At 61.6% G+C, this 16,416-nt stretch carries 11 protein-coding genes; 1 reads left to right on the top strand and 10 read right to left on the bottom strand.

The genetic code is table 11. From position 1 onward, the window contains the following. Positions 1-667: 667 nt before the first annotated feature. The 6 genes from H5U38_07880 to H5U38_07855 all read right to left on the bottom strand — a co-directional run bounded on the left by H5U38_07880 (position 668) and on the right by H5U38_07855 (position 8,686). The gene (locus H5U38_07880; protein MBC7186935.1) at positions 668-1,387 is read right to left on the bottom strand and encodes a hypothetical protein; all 720 of its coding nucleotides are present in this window, start codon (positions 1,385-1,387) and stop codon (positions 668-670) included. Positions 1,388-1,463: 76 nt separating this feature from the next. Further along, positions 1,464-4,610 carry a T9SS type A sorting domain-containing protein gene (locus H5U38_07875; GenBank protein ID MBC7186934.1) on the bottom strand — a complete coding sequence of 1,049 codons (3,147 nt, stop codon included), beginning with the start codon at positions 4,608-4,610 and terminating at the stop codon, positions 1,464-1,466. Between the two features lie 146 nt (positions 4,611-4,756). Continuing rightward, entirely contained in the window at positions 4,757-5,086 is a 330-nt protein-coding gene (locus H5U38_07870) for a Rho termination factor N-terminal domain-containing protein (protein ID MBC7186933.1), read from the bottom strand. 92 nt (positions 5,087-5,178) lie between these two features. Continuing rightward, on the bottom strand, positions 5,179-6,165 hold the full coding sequence (locus H5U38_07865) for an ABC transporter permease (protein ID MBC7186932.1): 987 nt from the start codon (positions 6,163-6,165) through the stop codon (positions 5,179-5,181). 5 nt (positions 6,166-6,170) lie between these two features. Next, on the bottom strand, positions 6,171-7,703 hold the full coding sequence (locus tag H5U38_07860) for a sugar ABC transporter ATP-binding protein (GenBank protein ID MBC7186931.1): 1,533 nt from the start codon (positions 7,701-7,703) through the stop codon (positions 6,171-6,173). Then, a complete protein-coding gene (locus tag H5U38_07855) occupies positions 7,688-8,686 on the bottom strand; it encodes a substrate-binding domain-containing protein (protein MBC7186930.1) in 999 nt (332 codons plus the stop codon). Before H5U38_07855 ends, H5U38_07860 begins: the two co-directional genes overlap by 16 nt. Positions 8,687-8,934: 248 nt before the next feature. Between H5U38_07855 and H5U38_07850 the strand changes: the two genes are divergently transcribed. Continuing rightward, the gene (locus H5U38_07850; GenBank protein MBC7186929.1) at positions 8,935-10,605 is read left to right on the top strand and encodes a membrane dipeptidase; all 1,671 of its coding nucleotides are present in this window, start codon (positions 8,935-8,937) and stop codon (positions 10,603-10,605) included. A gap of 22 nt (positions 10,606-10,627) precedes the next feature. On the opposite strand, the gene H5U38_07845 is transcribed toward H5U38_07850, so the two are convergent. The 4 genes from H5U38_07845 to H5U38_07830 form a co-directional block, all read right to left on the bottom strand. Further along, positions 10,628-11,314 (bottom strand): bifunctional 4-hydroxy-2-oxoglutarate aldolase/2-dehydro-3-deoxy-phosphogluconate aldolase, encoded by a 687-nt coding sequence (locus H5U38_07845; GenBank protein MBC7186928.1) that lies wholly within the window; start codon positions 11,312-11,314, stop codon positions 10,628-10,630. A gap of 38 nt (positions 11,315-11,352) precedes the next feature. Continuing rightward, a complete protein-coding gene (locus H5U38_07840) occupies positions 11,353-13,362 on the bottom strand; it encodes an FAD-binding protein (protein MBC7186927.1) in 2,010 nt (669 codons plus the stop codon). A 34-nt stretch (positions 13,363-13,396) separates the two neighbouring features. Next, positions 13,397-14,167, bottom strand: coding sequence for a 3-ketoacyl-ACP reductase (locus tag H5U38_07835; protein MBC7186926.1), 771 nt, complete (start codon positions 14,165-14,167; stop codon positions 13,397-13,399). Beyond that, the coding region (locus tag H5U38_07830) for an FAD-dependent oxidoreductase (protein ID MBC7186925.1) at positions 14,155-16,416 on the bottom strand (2,262 nt) is incomplete at its 5' end. The genes H5U38_07830 and H5U38_07835, both read right to left, overlap by 13 nt.

Raw genomic sequence — 16,416 nt, 5'->3', positions numbered from 1 at the left:
GCCTCTCCACCTCTTTGTTGTCGCACGCGAAGAAAGCCAGCGAGAGCGTTGCACACCAGAAGATTTTCGGCCGCATGGGGATCCCTTTCTCCATGGGTTCACCATTCTCGTAAACAGAGCTCTCCTCACTTCGGCACCATCACCGGAGAAACGTGGAGAGTCTGCCAGCGAGACCCCCTCACCAACCGACAGAGCAGCTTCTGGCAAGAGCCGAATCGTTGTTCGCAGGGCAACATCCGGTGAACGCCAGACCCTCATCCGTGCTTCAATGGCAGGTCTTCTGCCGGCTCGGGCCAATTTACGCACTGGTCATGAAAAAAACAAGAGGTTTGTCTGCGTTTCTCAACAGGACAGGGTGACCACTGCGCAGCGCAGGGAGCTATTGCGGGCGCCGGACGCAGACTGTGAATAGTTGGCTTGCGACCTTGAGAAGGATGCGCCCAGCAGGTCAGAGCCGGCAGAAACAGTTGGCGGGCGCAGGAATAAGCTTGCGGGCACATTCGGTCCCAGGCCAAACTGGCGGTCATCCGCTGCAAAGGCAAGCTCAGCCCCGCCTGCGCGCAAGCGACCCTGGATCGGTGCACCGCACTTCAACCCAGCAGACTGCCCCTGTCGCCCCTCGCACGCTTTTGGCCGCGGGCGCTTGCAGGAGGGGAACCGCTGGCTTTCAGAAAGCACGCACCTTATCACGGACTCCTGCGCCTCCTGTTCTTGCGTGGGAAGGGCCCACGCTCAGGCCCAGGAGTAGGTGCACGGCCGGGTTGGTCACGGTGGCGTGCCCGCCAGCAATGGGAAAGCGAGCCCTCGCCACCGTGAGCTTTGCTTCGCCAAGCAGGGAGAGCTGTCGCCAGATGTGGCAACACCTTCCCAAGGCCACTTGGATCGCAGGTCCGGAGACGTGGTAGCCACCGCCGAAGATCCCCCCGCTCTCAGGGTGCCGTTGCCCCCGCACTACGGTTTCGGGATGGGCAAGGACAGGCCCTCCCCCGGCGCGCAGCGCCCAACTTCCCTTTTGCCAAGCAAGGTTGACGAAGAGCAAGTTAAAGCCGTGCGTGACCGCAAAGGACTGCACCTCCGCCGGCGGGTTCTCGAGGTAGAGCTTGTCGTGCACTAACTCCACCTCCAGGCGACGGCTTGCACCTCGTGCCACGCGGAGGGCGTAGTAGAGCGGAAAAGACAGTGGTCTCGACCGAAAGCAGGCCTTGAGGTGCAAATCGGGCCACCCCTCCTGCTCAAGGAGAAGAGGCGACTTTGCATTGCACACCGCCCCGCTCAGCACGGTGAGCTCGACTTTTCCCGCGGCAAGCATGAGCCCAGCCGACCACAGGCAGAGCACCCATGCCAGGAGCAGAGCACGCAGCCACTGATTGGTCCCCGAGCTCTCCACGGTTCCTACCCGGCGCCGGGCAAAGCGGTGAGACTCGCCGACCGCCTTCCATGTGCGTGGCCACTGCGCCTGGAGCTCAGCGCAAAAGCAGCATCTTGATGGTTGCCACATCCTGTCCTGCGGTGAGGCGAGCAAAGTACACGCCCGAACTCACCAGGTTCCCACGACTGTCACGTCCGTCCCAGGTGATCTTGTGGTCGCCGGCCGACCGCCAGTCGGCGCAAAGCTCTGCCACCTGCCTACCGGCAGCGTTCCAGATCCGCAAGGTGACGGGGCCCGATCTCTGCAAGGAGAAGCGGATGGTGGTGCCGGAGTTGAAGGGGTTGGGGTAGTTCTGGCAAAGCCTGAAGTCGGTCGCCACAGCCGGCTGCTGCCCCTCCACTCCAGTTGGCACAAAGGGGAACTGCGCACCCGCGCGCGCCGGGTATTCCCAATCGAAGACGATGAGGTCCCCGACATCAACGCGCGCATCCGGGGAGGCAAGGCGCAGGCATGCATCGTAGAGCACTTCGCTCCGCGGCAGCGGCTTCCCGAGGTAGAGTGCCCCCAACGAATCATAGTCGGTAGCCATGATGTAGAGCAATTCCATCCCGCCCGTGGAAGAGGCATCCGGTGCCCAAACAAGATCACTGGTCGGCCCCACCGCTAACTCCTGGAAGCAGGCGTTGAGCAGCCCAGTCCTCTGGCCGGCAACGACCTTCCACACCAGGAATGGACAGCGGTACGGTCCACTGCCCAGCGCCCCACTGCTAGGCAGGTAGCGCCAGGCAAGCTGCCCATTAGGAGCCCCAATCACCCCAGAACTGTCAATGGCGTTGACGAATTCCACCTCGACCTCGTAGAAGGCGTCGGTCGGCGCGCCACCAAGACGCACACCGCCGCCGAAGAATCCCCAACCACGATTGACGCCTGCCAACCCTGCAGGCGCCCCGCCGGGCACATCGCGGTAGCTTACCTCGCGCAATTCGCCTTTGGGAAGATAGGCCTCAACCACCTTAAACCCGTCCGTCACCGGGATGTTGAACGCATACTCATCAGGCAGGGGGTGCCTAGCCAAGAGGAGGCGCCCCGCCGTCTGGTCCCAGAGGTCGAAGCCCCGCTCCTTCTTCTCGTTTATGGAGTCACAGACCGTGATGACGTAGGCATGGCCAGTGAGGCGACCTGGGTCGACGACGCGCACCCTGAAGAAAGCATCGCTCACGCGAGGGAGCTCATAGACTGTCAGCTCATTGGGCACATAGGCGTACGGCTCGATCGTGAGAGAAAAGCAGCTTGAGACCGCGCGATAGCCGCTATCAAAAAGTCGCAGCCAAAAGTCCACACGCTTGGACTCTGCGACACCAGGTTTCACGCTCATCAAGAAGTATTCCGTACCTGCTCCCACCGTGTCCCGGGGAGCAACATCCATGAACCGCAGCCCCTGGAGTTGGAAGTCAACTGCAGGGTCGCAGGTCGACGCCACCACATTGAGGGCACGTACCTTTTCTCCGAAGAGGTTGACCACGGGAACCTGGAACCTTACTACTTCGCCAGGATTAGGAATGCCATCGTTGTTGACGTGGTCGCCGATTATGCGAGGAGGCAACACCCGCCATCGCTCCGTGAAACTGATGCTCCCGAACAAGTGGGCGAACACGTGCTCGCGACCTTGCCCGTCCACGACGCGCAGGTCGACGTGCATACCGACATCCTTAGGCGGAGCGCTCCAGGTATTCGCATACACGCTGTCGTTGGGCGCGCCGTCTTCATGCAGGCCGTCGTCGTACAGCGGAAGCCGGTGCAGCAGTGAATCGCTGTAGTCTACGAAATCGGCATGGACCGCGCTCACGCCAGTTTCGCTGACCACTTTGACCTCAAAGCCCACCTTCCCATCGTACCCGCTGAGAGTCCAGAGCAGAACGTCGGTCACATCCACCGAGAAGCCGGAGAGAAACGCGGCGCGCGCGAAGCACGCCTCGCTCTTCAACGTCAAGATGCTACTGAGGGGGTCAGGCCCGGTGCCGACAGAGTACGCATACACCACTCGCTGCGTGTCGAGAGGCGCCAGCGAAAAGGGCCCCGTGGCCTGCATGAAATAGACATCGCAGGGCGGTGTGAGAAGGTCATCCAGCCAGCCGGTGCGGGCAATTGGATCGCCCGAGTTCATGAAAGTTGTCACCTGACCAGTAGTGGGATCGACGATCGGCGCGCCAGCAAGGTCCAGGCCCTCCATGTTGTAATGAAGGTGGTTACTGCCTTGCCGGCTGTAGGGCGGTTGGTGATAGACGGGGTGTGAACAGTAGTATGCCATGTTGGTGCACACCCGAAGGTTCCGTGCGTCGTGGATCAGCCCGCGCCGGAACTGGTAGGCCGTTTGCCCTGCAGCAGGCACAATAGGTCCCTGCAGGAGCATGACTCCCCACGCCGGTACTCTGAGGCCGTACACTGCATCGGTGAAGGCTCTGTTGTAGGCATAGGTCAGGTCGAGCGTGGTATCGCATGCTGATCCGTCATCGTTGGAATTGCCCACATCCGGGTCTGCGAAGATGCCCACGTACGCGTCATCTATGGGCTGGGAACCTTTGTTGATGATGGTGTACTCAACAAAGATCGTGGAGTTCAGGAGCTGCCCGGGGCGGGAGAAAGCCCAAGCCAGCACCTGCACCTCCACATTCAACGGCTTCGTGTGATAAACGAGGTTGTGGAGATTCTGGTTGCCGTCGTTCATGACGTACCACAGCGTCATATCCCCCAGAATCAGTGGGGAGCCATCCGGCTTGGTGGGAGCACCGTGGGCAGCCGGCCATTCGGCGTAGTCCGGGTTGTAGCGGGGACTGGTGGGATCTGCGGAATCTCCAGGCCTTATCTTGTAGATGCGATAGACAGGCAGTTCAGGGTTATCAGGAAGGCCTTCGGGCAGGATCCGCCCTGGCTGAAACTCAACATTGTAGTCGGCGCATGCGGTTCGCACCTCGCCGTTGACTACCCCGGAAATCCACAAGCCTGAAACGTACACCACTGTCTTCCCGCTTCCGGCTGGGTACTCGTAGCCGGCGTTCCCGGTGAGAGGGTGTCGCCCCAGCGCCCCATTGTTGAGGACCCATGTACACACGTCGTTGGCGTCCAACTGCACCGCATGCTGGCTTGTCTGAGAAGATGACACCCCCGGTTTGAGGCACGTCCCGGCGGAAGCCAGGCTTGCCACCACCACAGACAGTGCGGCAGTCAATCGCACAGTTGACATGGCACACCTCCTCTCCCACGTGGGGAGACAAATGAACCCCTGTTTGCCTTCGGCCGCGCACCCAGGATGGCTCGCGCAGGCTGAACTTTAGCCCCCTCTTTGCGGTGAAGAGGCCGCGCAATGCCCGCGTAGGCCTCGACGCGGGATTAGCCCATCGCCGCAGCGCGGCGCAGGCGGTTCTTCAACCTCTTGATCTGCCGCCGGATCTGCTGCAGCTCTTTGTGCTTGTGCGCTTTGATTGCCTCATCCCGTTGCCGCTTGAGCGCGCGAATCTTCATCTTGAGGGTCGTCTTCTCGGGTATGGCCGCAACTCGGTGCTCGTGCATGTCGATGTTGAGCGCCTTGCATAGGGCCACCAGCAGGTGCTCCTTGTTCATCTGCGTGTAACCCTGCACTGCCTCGTGCTCAAGCGTCTTTGCGATCTCTCTCAGCTCTGCCACCGTCTTGTGTTTCAATTCGGAGTACGTGTAGGCCATGGACAAACCCTCCTTTCGCTCTGCATCGTCACTCATCGTCACCTTGAACGAAGTCCGGGCCGCGCCCGCACATCGTCGGCCACTGTAGGAGACTATCGCCTGTGCCGCAGCCGGTCCACTGCCACGGCTGCGACGATCACGATACCGGTCACCACCTGCGTCAGCCATGTGGGCCATCCGTTGAGGTGGCAGCCGGTGCGGATGACGGTCATAATCACTGCCCCCACTAAAGTGCCGAGAATCGACCCCTCACCGCCAGAGAGGCTGCCCCCGCCAATGACCACGGCGGCGATCACATCGAGCTCGAGCCCAACCGCGGCAGTCGGATCCCCCTGCTCCTGGTAGGACATGAGCATCACCCCTGCTAACCCGGAAAACGCGCCGGTTGCCACGTACACGAACGTCTTGACCCTCTCCACTGCGACGCCACAGAGGCGCGCCGCTTGCTCATTGGAACCCACGGCAAAAATGCGACGCCCCAATGGGGTGTAGCGGAGAAAGCACGCCACGAGCACTGCCAGTCCCACCATGAGCCACGCCCCAGGGGGCACCAACATCCACTTCCTCTCAGGCGGCAGGACAGCGAGCAGCTCACTTAGCCAGGTCTGCTCCACGTTGATAGGCATGCTGTGCGCGAGCCCTTTGGCGAGCCCCCGCACAATAAGCAACGTTCCCAGGGTGACAATGAAAGGGACGACGCGCAGACGCGTGATGACCAGGCCGTTGACCGCACCGCAGAGCATCCCTGCCAACACGCCGCCAAGGGCGGCAAGGAATGGGCTCACACCTCCCGAGACCATGAGCAGCGCCACCACCACCGAGCCAAGCGAGATAATCGAGCCGGCCGAGAGGTCAATGCCACCGGACACGATCACCATGGTCATGCCGATGGCAGCCACTCCGACGATGACGGTCTGTTGCACAATAGTCTCCAGCGCCGCTAAGGTTGCGATCCTGGGGTTTAGCGCGGCGAACAGGCCGAACACAAAAAGCAGCCCAAGAAATGGGCCCAGGCTGCTGAGCAACGAGCCGGACCGGGCGTGCACGCCCGCGCGCGGTTGCAGAGCCTCGGTTGTCATGCTCGTCATGTCGTTGCCTCATTCACTGTTGCCGCGTGCATGAGCCTGTGCTCGTCGAGTTCCTCCACCGCCAGCGCGGGACCGAGTCGCCCGCGATGCATAACGGCGATACGGTCGCAAATTCCCATGAGCTCCGGAAGATAGCTGCTTACTAGTAAGACCGCCTTGGGTCGCCCGTCAGGACTCAGACGCCCGGTGGCTAAGCCATCGATGATTTGGTAGATCGTCGCTTTGGCGGCGACATCGACTCCCTTGGTTGGCTCATCCAAGAGCAGGACGTCCACGTCGTGGGCCAGCAGTCGCCCCAGAGCCACCTTTTGCTGGTTGCCGCCGGAAAGGTGTACAACCCTCTGGTCTGGGCTGTTGCAACGGATCCCCAGCGTGCGGATGATGGCCTCGGCTTGCATGCGGCGTGCGCGCGGCGTCGTCACGCTCAGTGCTCGCGATTGCCCCAACTTGCTCAGAAGCAAATTTTCGGCAACGCCGAAATGGGGAACGAGGCCTTCTTCCTTCCGATCCTCGCTCAAAAAACCGACTCCCTGGGCCCAGCGCTCCACTGGCGAAGCAGGCCCACAATACACTCCCACGCGCACCTCTCCGGACCGCACCGGATCCAGCCCGAAGATCACCCGAAGCAGCTCAGTCCTTCCTGCACCTATCAGGCCGGCGATCCCTACCACTTCACCTCGGTAAAGCTCGAACGATGCGTGGATTGGCTTTTGGCGACCGCTCAGAGCGCGAACCTCAAGCACGAGCTCCCCCCGTGTGCGAGGAGAGTGGGGGTAGAGCTCATCCACTTCGCGCCCCACCATCATCCGCACAATCTGCTCGGTGGTAACCGCCGAAAGCGGGTAGGTGCCCACAGCCATCCCGTCTCTGAGTACGGTGAGTCGGTCGGCTATCTGCTGCACCTCCTCCAGGAAGTGAGAGATGTAGACGATGGAAAGCCCTCGTTCCTTCAGGCTTCGCAGAATGGCAAAGAGGCGGTCGGTCTCGTCTCGGGAGAGGCTGCTTGTCGGTTCGTCCAGGATGAGCACCTTGCAACCGACGGCTAAGGCGCGAGCAATCTCCACCAGCTGCTTGGCATTGACCGTCAGACGACTCACCGGCACATCTGGCGGAATGCTCTGCCCGCCAAAATGGCTGAGCGCTTGCACGGCGATCCTGCGCATTTCATTGCGGCGCAACAGGCCACGGCGCGTAGGCTCGGCTCCTAAGACGATGTTCTCTTCGACGGTCAGGTGGGGGGCCAAGGCCAGCTCCTGGTAAATCATGGCAATTCCTGCACGTCGCGCCTCGTGGGGGTTGCGAGGCCGATAGGGCGACCCATCCAATTGCATGGAGCCCGCGTCGGGCGAGAGGGCCCCTGCCAGGATCTTCATCAGCGTGCTCTTGCCGGCGCCGTTCTCGCCGACCAGCGCATGGATCTCCCCGGCCTGCACGTCGAAATCGACGCCCGCCAGAGCAACGGTGGCGCCAAAGCGCTTGGCAATGCCTTGCATCACCAGGCGAGACGTGCCTGTCATTTGCCCAGCCATCGTTCCAAGTCGGGGTTGATCAGCTGCTGCACGTGCGGCTCATCGATGTTGGCTTTCGTCACCAACATCACGCCCGTGTCGACCACCTTCTGCACCGCCTGGCCTTGCAGGTGCTGATATAGGGACGTGACCCCGAGGTAGCCCATGAGGAATGGGTTCTGCACGACAAGCCCGTCGATTTCTCCCTGGCGCAGGGCTTCCACCAGTGGCGGGCTGGAGTCGAAGCCGATGAAGCGGACCTTTCCGGTCAAACGCTGGCGGCGCAAGGCCTGGAGCATGCCAAACGTGGACGATTCGTTGGGGCAAAAGATGCCGTCAACCGTCAACTCCCCTGCCGGGTCCTTGAAGCGCATGAGAAGGTTCTCGCTCACTTGCAGAGCCTGAGCAGTGGTGGCACCCGCGTGTTGTTCATCGCTCACCACGGTGATGCCCGGGCAGTGCTTGACAATCTCCAGAAACCCTTCTTCCCTGTTTTCCGTGCTGGCCGAGCCCTCCATGCAACGTAGGAGGATGACCCTGCCCTTGCCCCCGAGCACTTCCACGAGCGCCCGCCCAGCTATGCGACCGCCTTCGCGATTGTCGGTGGCCACAAAGCTGACATAGCAATCGGCAGGCCCCTTGAGGTCCGAATCGATGATGACCACCGGGATCCCGCGGCGGGCCGCGTTCTCGACCGGCCTCCGCAGCGCCAGGGCATCCATGGGGGCGAGAACAATGCCACTGACGCGTTTCATCACCTGGTTGTCAACCAGAGCAATCTGCTGTTGGCGCTCGTCCTCTTTCTCCGGCCCCACCCAATCGACGTCCACGCCGAGCTCCGCAGCCGCCTTCAACGCACCGGCGTGCACGGATTGCCAGAAGACGTGGGTCGTCCCCTTGGGAATGACGGCAATCGTCACCCGTCCGGAGGCCTGCTGGCGACGACTGCATCCAAGAAGCAGCCATAGACAGAGTAGCACAACGGCAGCTCTTCCCGTTCTCATGGGCCTTCCTCCTCCGTTGGCCGTTCCTCCTCTTTGGAGCAACCCGCTCGGAATTATAGTGAATTTTGCAGAAAAAGTCAAGGAGACTTCTGCTACCAGCACGCCTCGCCGCACCCCCAGTACAGCCTCAGCAGCCCGGGGCACAGTACCGCAATGGGGCCAGTGATGGCGCTGCCTCGACACGAAAGCAGAAAGCGCTTGCGTTTCTGGTCCTCCTTTTGTAAGCTTCCGGAAAAACGGAGGCCGCTATGCTCATGAAACACACCTGCAGAGGCACAATGATCCTGGTCTGGCTGCTCGCCGGGCGCACGCTGGTGACTGCCCAAGCCTTAGAGGGGGTAGTTCTCGACCGCACCACGGGCGAGCCGGTCGACAGCGTGCAGGTGACCATTCGATACCAGCCAAGTGGGCTGCGCGACTCAACCCAGACCGATGCCGAAGGCAGGTGGCGCTACACATTGACACCCAGCCAGGTCGAAGGGCAAACTGGCCCGCCGGGCGACTTCTCCGTCTCGCCTTTCTACCCCAACCCCTTCAGCGGCAGCACACGGCTAACCCTTTCCCTTCCTGATCCAGGCCCGGTGCGCGTCAGCATCTACGATATGTTGGGACGCCTGGTTGAGGAACGTGTACTCACTCTCCCCTCCGGAAGGAACGCCATCGCCTGGGAAGCACATGGCAGTGCGGGTGTCTACGTACTTCGCCTCCAGGCCGAAGGCCGAGTGATAACCCAGAAAGTGGTGCAACTCCACCCGGGGCACGGGAGAGGATTGGTGGCCTGCAGTGCACCCAGAGGGAACGTGCCTGGGGGCTTCGCCAAGCTCAGCAACAACCAGATAGTGCTGACGTTCAGCAAGTTCGCCTACGTGCCTGATACCCTGGTCCTGGATGCGCCCACCGGCGCTCCGCTGATCACCCATCTTGAGACTGTGCACGCGCACGCCGTGGTGGCGGACCTGCACAATGACATTCTCTCCAAGATGGCGGAAGAAGGACCTTACCACCTGGGCGACCTTCACAGTTACAACCACACAGACATCCCGCGCCTTTTGCAGGGTGGCGTAGACCTACAAGTCTTTGCCGTCTGGATTGACCCCGAACGATATCCGGGCAATCCGTTCGCGAGGGCGATGGAATACATCGTGCTCTGGCGTCAGGAGGTTGCCAGCAACGCAATCCACATCGGACAGGTCACCACCTGGACGGAGTTGGAGGAAATCCTGGGGAGTGGACGAATCGCAGGGATGTTGGCCGTGGAAGGCGGGCACGTCATCGAGAATTCGCTGGCCAAGTTGCGCGCGCTCTATGAGTCTGGCGTCCGGTGCCTGACCATAACCTGGAACAACAGCACTGACTGGGCCGTTTCGGCGTCTGATCCACGCTCGAGCTACGTCGGCCTCTCCCCTTTCGGCAAGCAGGTCATCTCGCTAATGGATTCGCTGGGGATGATCATCGACGTCTCGCACGCGGGCGAGCTGACGGTGCGGGACATCTTGGCGGTGAGCCGCCGTCCGATCATTGCGAGCCACTCAGGAGCACGGGCGCTCCGTGACCACGTGCGCAACCTCCGAGACGAGCAGATTCTCGCCATCGCGGCCTCGGGAGGAGTCATCGGGGTTATTTTCTACCCCACTTTTCTGGTCCGAACGGGGCAACCCGCCGATGTGAACACCGTGGCAAACCACATCGACTACATCGCCAGGCTTGCAGGGGTCGATCACGTAGCCCTCGGCTCGGACTTTGACGGGATCGGCCGCACGCCGCAGGGCTTGGAGGACTGCTCTCGCCTGCCTAACCTGACGTGGACCCTCCTGCGCCGCGGCTACACGATGGCCGACCTGCAGAAGATCCTCGGGGGCAACTTCGTGCGCGTCTTCCGCACGGTGTGTGGAAACGCGCCTCTCAGCCGCCCCAATTAACACGCCTTGCGAGAGCGCGAAGTCAAACTTTGCAGGTCTCTCGCACTATGGCCTGCCAGCGTTTGGCCTCTTCCTGCATGACCGAAGGAGTGGCGATGTCCTTTGTCAGAGCCGAGCCACAGAAGATGCCGTCAGGGTCAAGGGCGGCAATCTTGGGCAGATTCTGGAAACTCACGCCGCCGGTGTAGACCACGGTCAGGCCACTGAACGGCCCTTTCCAGGCTTTGGCCAGCTCCACGTACAGCGTGTTTCCTGCCACCGCCGGGAAGAGCTTGTAGACCCACTGGTACGGATACAGGCTCTTGAGCTGGTCGAACTCGCAACCGTAGAGCTCAGCCTTCTGAGCCAGCTGCTTCCCCACGTCGCCTAGGCCACCGGGCACTACCATGACGTCGCGCTCTACGCAGGCCTGCACCACTGCCGGCACATAATCGGCTGAGACGACACCGGCGACACCCAGCTCAATGGCCTGTTCAGCCTGGCGCGGGGTCATTACCGTGCCAGCCAGGACCAGGGCATCAGGATGCTTCTCCAGCACGGCGCGCAGTCCATCGAGGGCTGCAGCCGAACGAAAGGCGACTTCGAGCACCACGCCCAGGGGGTCCAGTGTCTCAAACGCTGTCACGCACTCGGCAGCAGACCGCGCGGTCAGGAGGGCGATGAGGCGGTGCTGCTTGAGCCGCTGGAATACTTGCTGTGACTTGTGCATGATGGTCTCTCCTGCAGTGACTGCTGGGGCACAGCCCGTCAACGAACAATGTTGTCCCGCCGGAACTCGTACCACACGTTTTCGAACCAGCTATCTTCTCGGGGAATTGGGCGTACCGGGACCCAACGCGTGTGCAGTTCGCCAGCCTCGTCCAATTGCACTTCGAGGATGTGTTCATTGACGAACGCCCCCTGCTCGTTCAGCGTGAACCGCCACTCTTCCGCCAGCTCAGCACACGGCGGTTCGCCGACGGGGTCGAGCACAAGATAGGAACCACGGCTGCGTCCCCCTTTGGCCAGGTATTCCTTCATAGCCTCAAGGTACACGGCGTGGGTGAGACACAAGTCGAGGTCGCGAAACGCCTCAGGCAGCTCGCGCGGACTTGCCACCCCCAACCTCGTGCGCAGCCGTTCCAGCTGTTCCCACGCCTCGGCAGCCGCCTTGGTGACCCCGTCGCTGCTCCGGATATGGGCCCCGTAGGAAGACATTCGCTCCTGCAGCTCCTTGCGCGCCGTGTGTCGCAAGCCGGCGTCTCTGTTGTGGTCGACGAGCATGCGCTTGGCGCATTCCAACTTCGCCAGCACTTGCGCGCTTGCATCTTTTGCGAACCACCCGTCCGCGGGCGGCTCCTCCGCATAGCGCTTGGCAATGAAGGTCGCTGCGCGCAGACTCCCCACCTGCCCGGCATTGAGCGCCGAACCCCCAGGCCGATAAACGCCATGACTGCCGTTCACCTCACCCACAGGGAACAGGTGCCTGACGTTGGACTCCCACCAGATGTTCCCCTGCAACCCGCCGTTGTTGTGCTGCGCGCACACGGCGATCTCCAGGGGCTCTTTAGTAATGTCGATGCCATGGGACTTGTACAGATCGATGGCCGGCTGGTTCATCTTGGCAAGGCGCTGAATGGGCGTGTCCAGCAGGGCCCCGGAGCGTTCCAAGTAGCCGCGCGCCTCCTCAGCCAGACAGTCGAAGCGAAAATCTTCCAGCAGTCCCGCCCCACTGGGGTTCCGCGTAAAGTCCATGAAGACTCTTCTGCCCTTGCGCACCGTTTCCTGGTAGACAAGGATGTCGATCAGCGAGGAGCCATAACCGCGCACTTTGCGCGGATCGAACGGCCACTGGTACCCTTTCAGAAAGATGGCGGTGGCGAGCGCCCCCATGCTGGGGAAGTACCGGTTCAGGAACTCTTGTTCGTCGCTGCCGTCCTGCGCTGTGGAAATGTACCGAGGTATCACTTGTTGATAGGTCCCCGAGACGTTCCAGCGGAAGCCGATTGAGGCCAGGCCGTATTGCCATTCGGTGAGGTTCTGCGCGATCGCGCCGATCTCCAGGGCCATGCCCGTGGAGCCGAGCTGGCTTTCGGGATACACCGAGGCCCGATAAATGCCCGCCGGCCCACCCGTGGCCAGGACTATATTCACCGCGTTGAACAGCACGAAACCCAAGCGCTCGGTTTCCAGACTGTCCAGGTCCAGGGCAATTGCGCCGATCACCTGCTTGTCGGCACCCGCGCCCTTGGTCAAGAGGGCAATCACCTGGTGGCGGTCCAGCACAGGAATGCCCTTCTTCTGCACGTCGCGAGCTAAAGCCTGGAACATGAGCTGCGAGGTGAGCGGCCCGGCCGAAGTGGCGCGCTGGCGGGGATCGTGGTCGGTCTTGTATCCCACAAAGGCCCCGTAGCGGTCGTGCGGGAAAGGCACGCCCAGACTCACCAGGTGGAAAAACGCCTGGAGGGAATTCTGAGCCTCGCACAGGGCTATGTCACCGTGCATGGATCCGCCTTGGCAGAGGTCGCGCGCCATGTCCAGGGCACAATCGGGCAGCTCGCCGGAAAGGGAAAGTTTGTAGTAGGTCTGCTTGTCCGAACCGGTGTTGTTCGAGGTGCCCCCTCCCCAGCGGTCGGTCACGATGAGTACGTCCGTTTGCCCCTTGTCGACCAAGGTCACTGCCGCGTTCAGGCCGGCAGCGCCGCTGCCAATCACCAACGTGTTGCAGCAATAGACAGGAAAACGCACGCCGCCAATCTCAACTTCTGACTTTCGCATGGCAACCACACCTCCCAGCAGGTTACCTTGAGCTTCACAGCCTGCGCAGGTGAAAACCGCCGTCCACGTTGATCACTTCCCCAGTCGAAAAGGGGAAGGCGCCCGAGGCGATGGCGGCAACCGCCTTGCCGATGTCCTCCGGAAACCCCCACCGGGCGATGGGGGTCAGTCCCTGGGCAATGAGGGCGTCATATTTCTCTTTCACCGCCTTGGTCATATCGGTGGCAATGATGCCCGGCCGAATCTCGTAGACATTGATCCCGTACTGCGCCAGACGGTCCGCAAACAGGATGGTCATCATGGAGACCCCTGCTTTGGAGATGCAATACTCTCCGCGGGAAGGCGACGAGGTGTAAGCAGAAATGGAGGAGATGTTGACAATCTTGGGGCTGCGCGCCGCGTCCTGTTGCTTCTGCTCGATCATCCACTTCGCCACCGCCTGGGTCAGAAAATAGGGACCTTTGAGGTTAATGGACAACACCCGGTCAAAGCTCTCCTCGGTGGCCTCGAGAATGTCCATACGCTGGGCCGGGGCGACACCGGCGTTGTTCACCAAGAGGTCCAGCCTGCCAAAGCGCGCGCGGCAAGCTTCGACCAAGCGCGTGCGGTCTTCTGCCTTGGAGATATCCGCCTGCACGTAGAGAACCGCCGCTCCCATATTCTGCAGGGCCTGGAGGGTGTGCTCCACGTCCTTGGCTTCCCAGATGTCGTCAACGACAATGTCGAAGTCGATGCGGGCGAGCGCTTCGGCGATTCCGCGGCCGATGCCCCGCGCACCTCCGGTAATCAGGGCTACTTGGCGCATGACGACTCCTCCCGCAAATATGCATCGATCTCTTCCGCGGCAGCTAGCCCATCTGCAACCGCCTGCACCGCCGTGGTCCCACCGTTCACTATGTCCCCTCCCGCGAACACGCCGCGCCTGCTGGTGGCGTGATGCCCTGGGCCGATGACCACCAAATTCTGCGGGCTCAGCTTCACTCCTGGCAAGAGCTGCGCCAGGTTATCCGGTGCCTTCTGCCCCAGGGCCTCGATGACCAGGTCCACTTGGATCTCAAACTCGGTGCCAGGCAGCTCCCGCGGCGCACAGAATCCACGGGGATCAGGGTCGGCCAGCTCCACGTGCGCCAGTCGCACCGCCCTCACCCTGCCGTCTTCGGCGGTGTACCCCTTGGGCATGAACAGGTTCAAAAAGTGGATGTCCTCAAGGAGCGCCGACTGTTTTTCCGAAAGCCAGGCAGGCATCGTGCGGAACGACTCGAAGCACATGACATAGACGTTGCGGGCACCATTCTTCTTGGCCGTAATGGCTGCGTCCATCCCCGTGTTACCACCACCCACGACCGCCACGGTGCGGGGGACCGACACGCGGCCTGCCCGTTTGGCCTCGGCCAGGAAGTCGATGGCACTGACCAGGTTTTCGTAAGGCAGTGGCGCCAGCGTCTTGCCCTCCGACAATCCCATGGCCAGAAACACGGCGTCGAAACTCCGCAGAAGTTCCTCCAAATTGTGCTCAGCCGTCAAAGGTGACTGATACCGGACGTGCAGGCGGTCCGCAGGGAGATGCTTCAGCAAGGTTTCGACCTCTTGGTCGGCCTTTTCGTAGGGGATGCGGTAGGCTGGGATGAGATGGCGCACCACGCCCCCCGGCCGCGCCGCCGCTTCGCGCACCTCGACCTGGTGTCCTTTGCGCACCAAGGCGATGGCACAAGTCAGTCCCGCTGGCCCGGCACCAACCACAGCCACCTTCTTCCCCGACGGCTGCGCGGGCACCATCTGCCGCACCAGTCCGCGTTCCCGCGCTTCTTTGGCCAAGAGAAGCTGCATGTCGCGAATCGCCACGGCGTTGTCGGTGAGAATCTTCTCGACACAAGCTCCCTCGCAGAGCACCTCAGTGGGGCAGATGTAGGCGCACATCTCGGGCAAGAGGTTGCGCTCGGTCATTATTTTGTACCCACGCTCGATATCACCCTCGGCGAAGGCCTTGATGAACCCCGGCACATCGATCTGCGCGGGACAGGCGCGTTGACAGAACGGTGTGGCGCAGTTCCGGCAACGCTCGGCCTCCTCCTTGAGTCGATCCATTGCCAGGCGGCGCCCCAGTCGATAGTTGACACTGTAGATCTCCTTGTCGTGGATCACGCACCCGGTGCTTAGGCCGTCCCGCATGATCTGCGTGCACGCCGAGCACGAAATGCAGCACTTGTACGGGTCCATGGCGCCCACGTTTTCCAGGTCCCGCACGAAATCCGGGTAGGCCAAGGCCCCTCGTCCGAGCCCGATCAGCGTTGCCCAGCCCTGTCGTACCACTCCTGCAGCCACATTCGGCAAGAAGAACCGCAGCCACGAGTATCCCGAGCCTACCACGGGGAGGTCCGGATGCGCCCGCTGAATGTCGCGGGTGATACGCAAGAAAAGATCGATCCCCTCCAACGGGTGCACATCGGGGATATAGCCGCCCTTAATAGGAAAGTCGAAAGGCCGCCCGTAATGCGGGTTGTAGTAAGGATTACCGATGGACAAGTTCAGAACCGGCATGCCGAGTCCCTTCAGCATGCCCACAAGCCTGATCGGCTCTCGGAGGTCTGGTACCTTGTGGTCTTTTCTGGAAACCCCAAAACCGTACGGGTACTCAATGGCGTCATAGACGTTGAGCCGAGTAGTCACGAACACGCCCGGCACCTGCTCGGTGATCTTGTGGACCACCTCCCGCAGAAACCTCGTCCGATTTTCGAAGGAACCCCCATATTTGCTGTTCTCTCTGGTAAATGAGGCCAACAGCTCAGAGACGAGATAACGGTGGCAGGCCTTGATGTCCACGCCATCGAAACCGGCCTGGGCAGCCAACTTGGCCGCGCTGACGTACATCTCCTGCAGTCTGTCCAGCTCGGCGTCGCTGATCAGAGGGTAGTCGGGCGGCAGTTGATGCAAAGGATCGAGCACCTTGCTGTGGTGAGCGATGATTGGCGCAGGCTTTCCGGTGGGCTTGGAGTAGCGCCCCGAATGGGTGAGCTGCAGTACGCAGACGATCTCGCGCTGACCGCCAAACGACGT

This window comes from Calditrichota bacterium, from assembly GCA_014359355.1.
Classification (GTDB): Bacteria; Zhuqueibacterota; Zhuqueibacteria; order JANLFK01; family Oleimicrobiaceae; genus Oleimicrobium.
Note: the sequence above shows the minus strand (reverse complement) of the source record. Positions and strands in the feature narration are given on the sequence as shown.

Excerpts from the sequence above, each read along its gene's own strand:
- H5U38_07860 (MBC7186931.1), bottom strand. The coding sequence starts at position 7,703 with ATGGCTGGGCAAATGACAGGCACGTCTCGCCTGGTGATGCAAGGCATT.
- H5U38_07870 (MBC7186933.1), bottom strand. The coding sequence starts at position 5,086 with ATGGCCTACACGTACTCCGAATTGAAACACAAGACGGTGGCAGAGCTG.
- H5U38_07875 (MBC7186934.1), bottom strand. The coding sequence starts at position 4,610 with ATGTCAACTGTGCGATTGACTGCCGCACTGTCTGTGGTGGTGGCAAGC.
- H5U38_07855 (MBC7186930.1), bottom strand. The coding sequence starts at position 8,686 with ATGAGAACGGGAAGAGCTGCCGTTGTGCTACTCTGTCTATGGCTGCTT.
- H5U38_07845 (MBC7186928.1), bottom strand. The coding sequence starts at position 11,314 with ATGCACAAGTCACAGCAAGTATTCCAGCGGCTCAAGCAGCACCGCCTC.
- H5U38_07850 (MBC7186929.1), top strand. The coding sequence starts at position 8,935 with ATGCTCATGAAACACACCTGCAGAGGCACAATGATCCTGGTCTGGCTG.
- H5U38_07865 (MBC7186932.1), bottom strand. The coding sequence starts at position 6,165 with ATGACAACCGAGGCTCTGCAACCGCGCGCGGGCGTGCACGCCCGGTCC.
- H5U38_07835 (MBC7186926.1), bottom strand. The coding sequence starts at position 14,167 with ATGCGCCAAGTAGCCCTGATTACCGGAGGTGCGCGGGGCATCGGCCGC.
- H5U38_07840 (MBC7186927.1), bottom strand. The coding sequence starts at position 13,362 with ATGCGAAAGTCAGAAGTTGAGATTGGCGGCGTGCGTTTTCCTGTCTAT.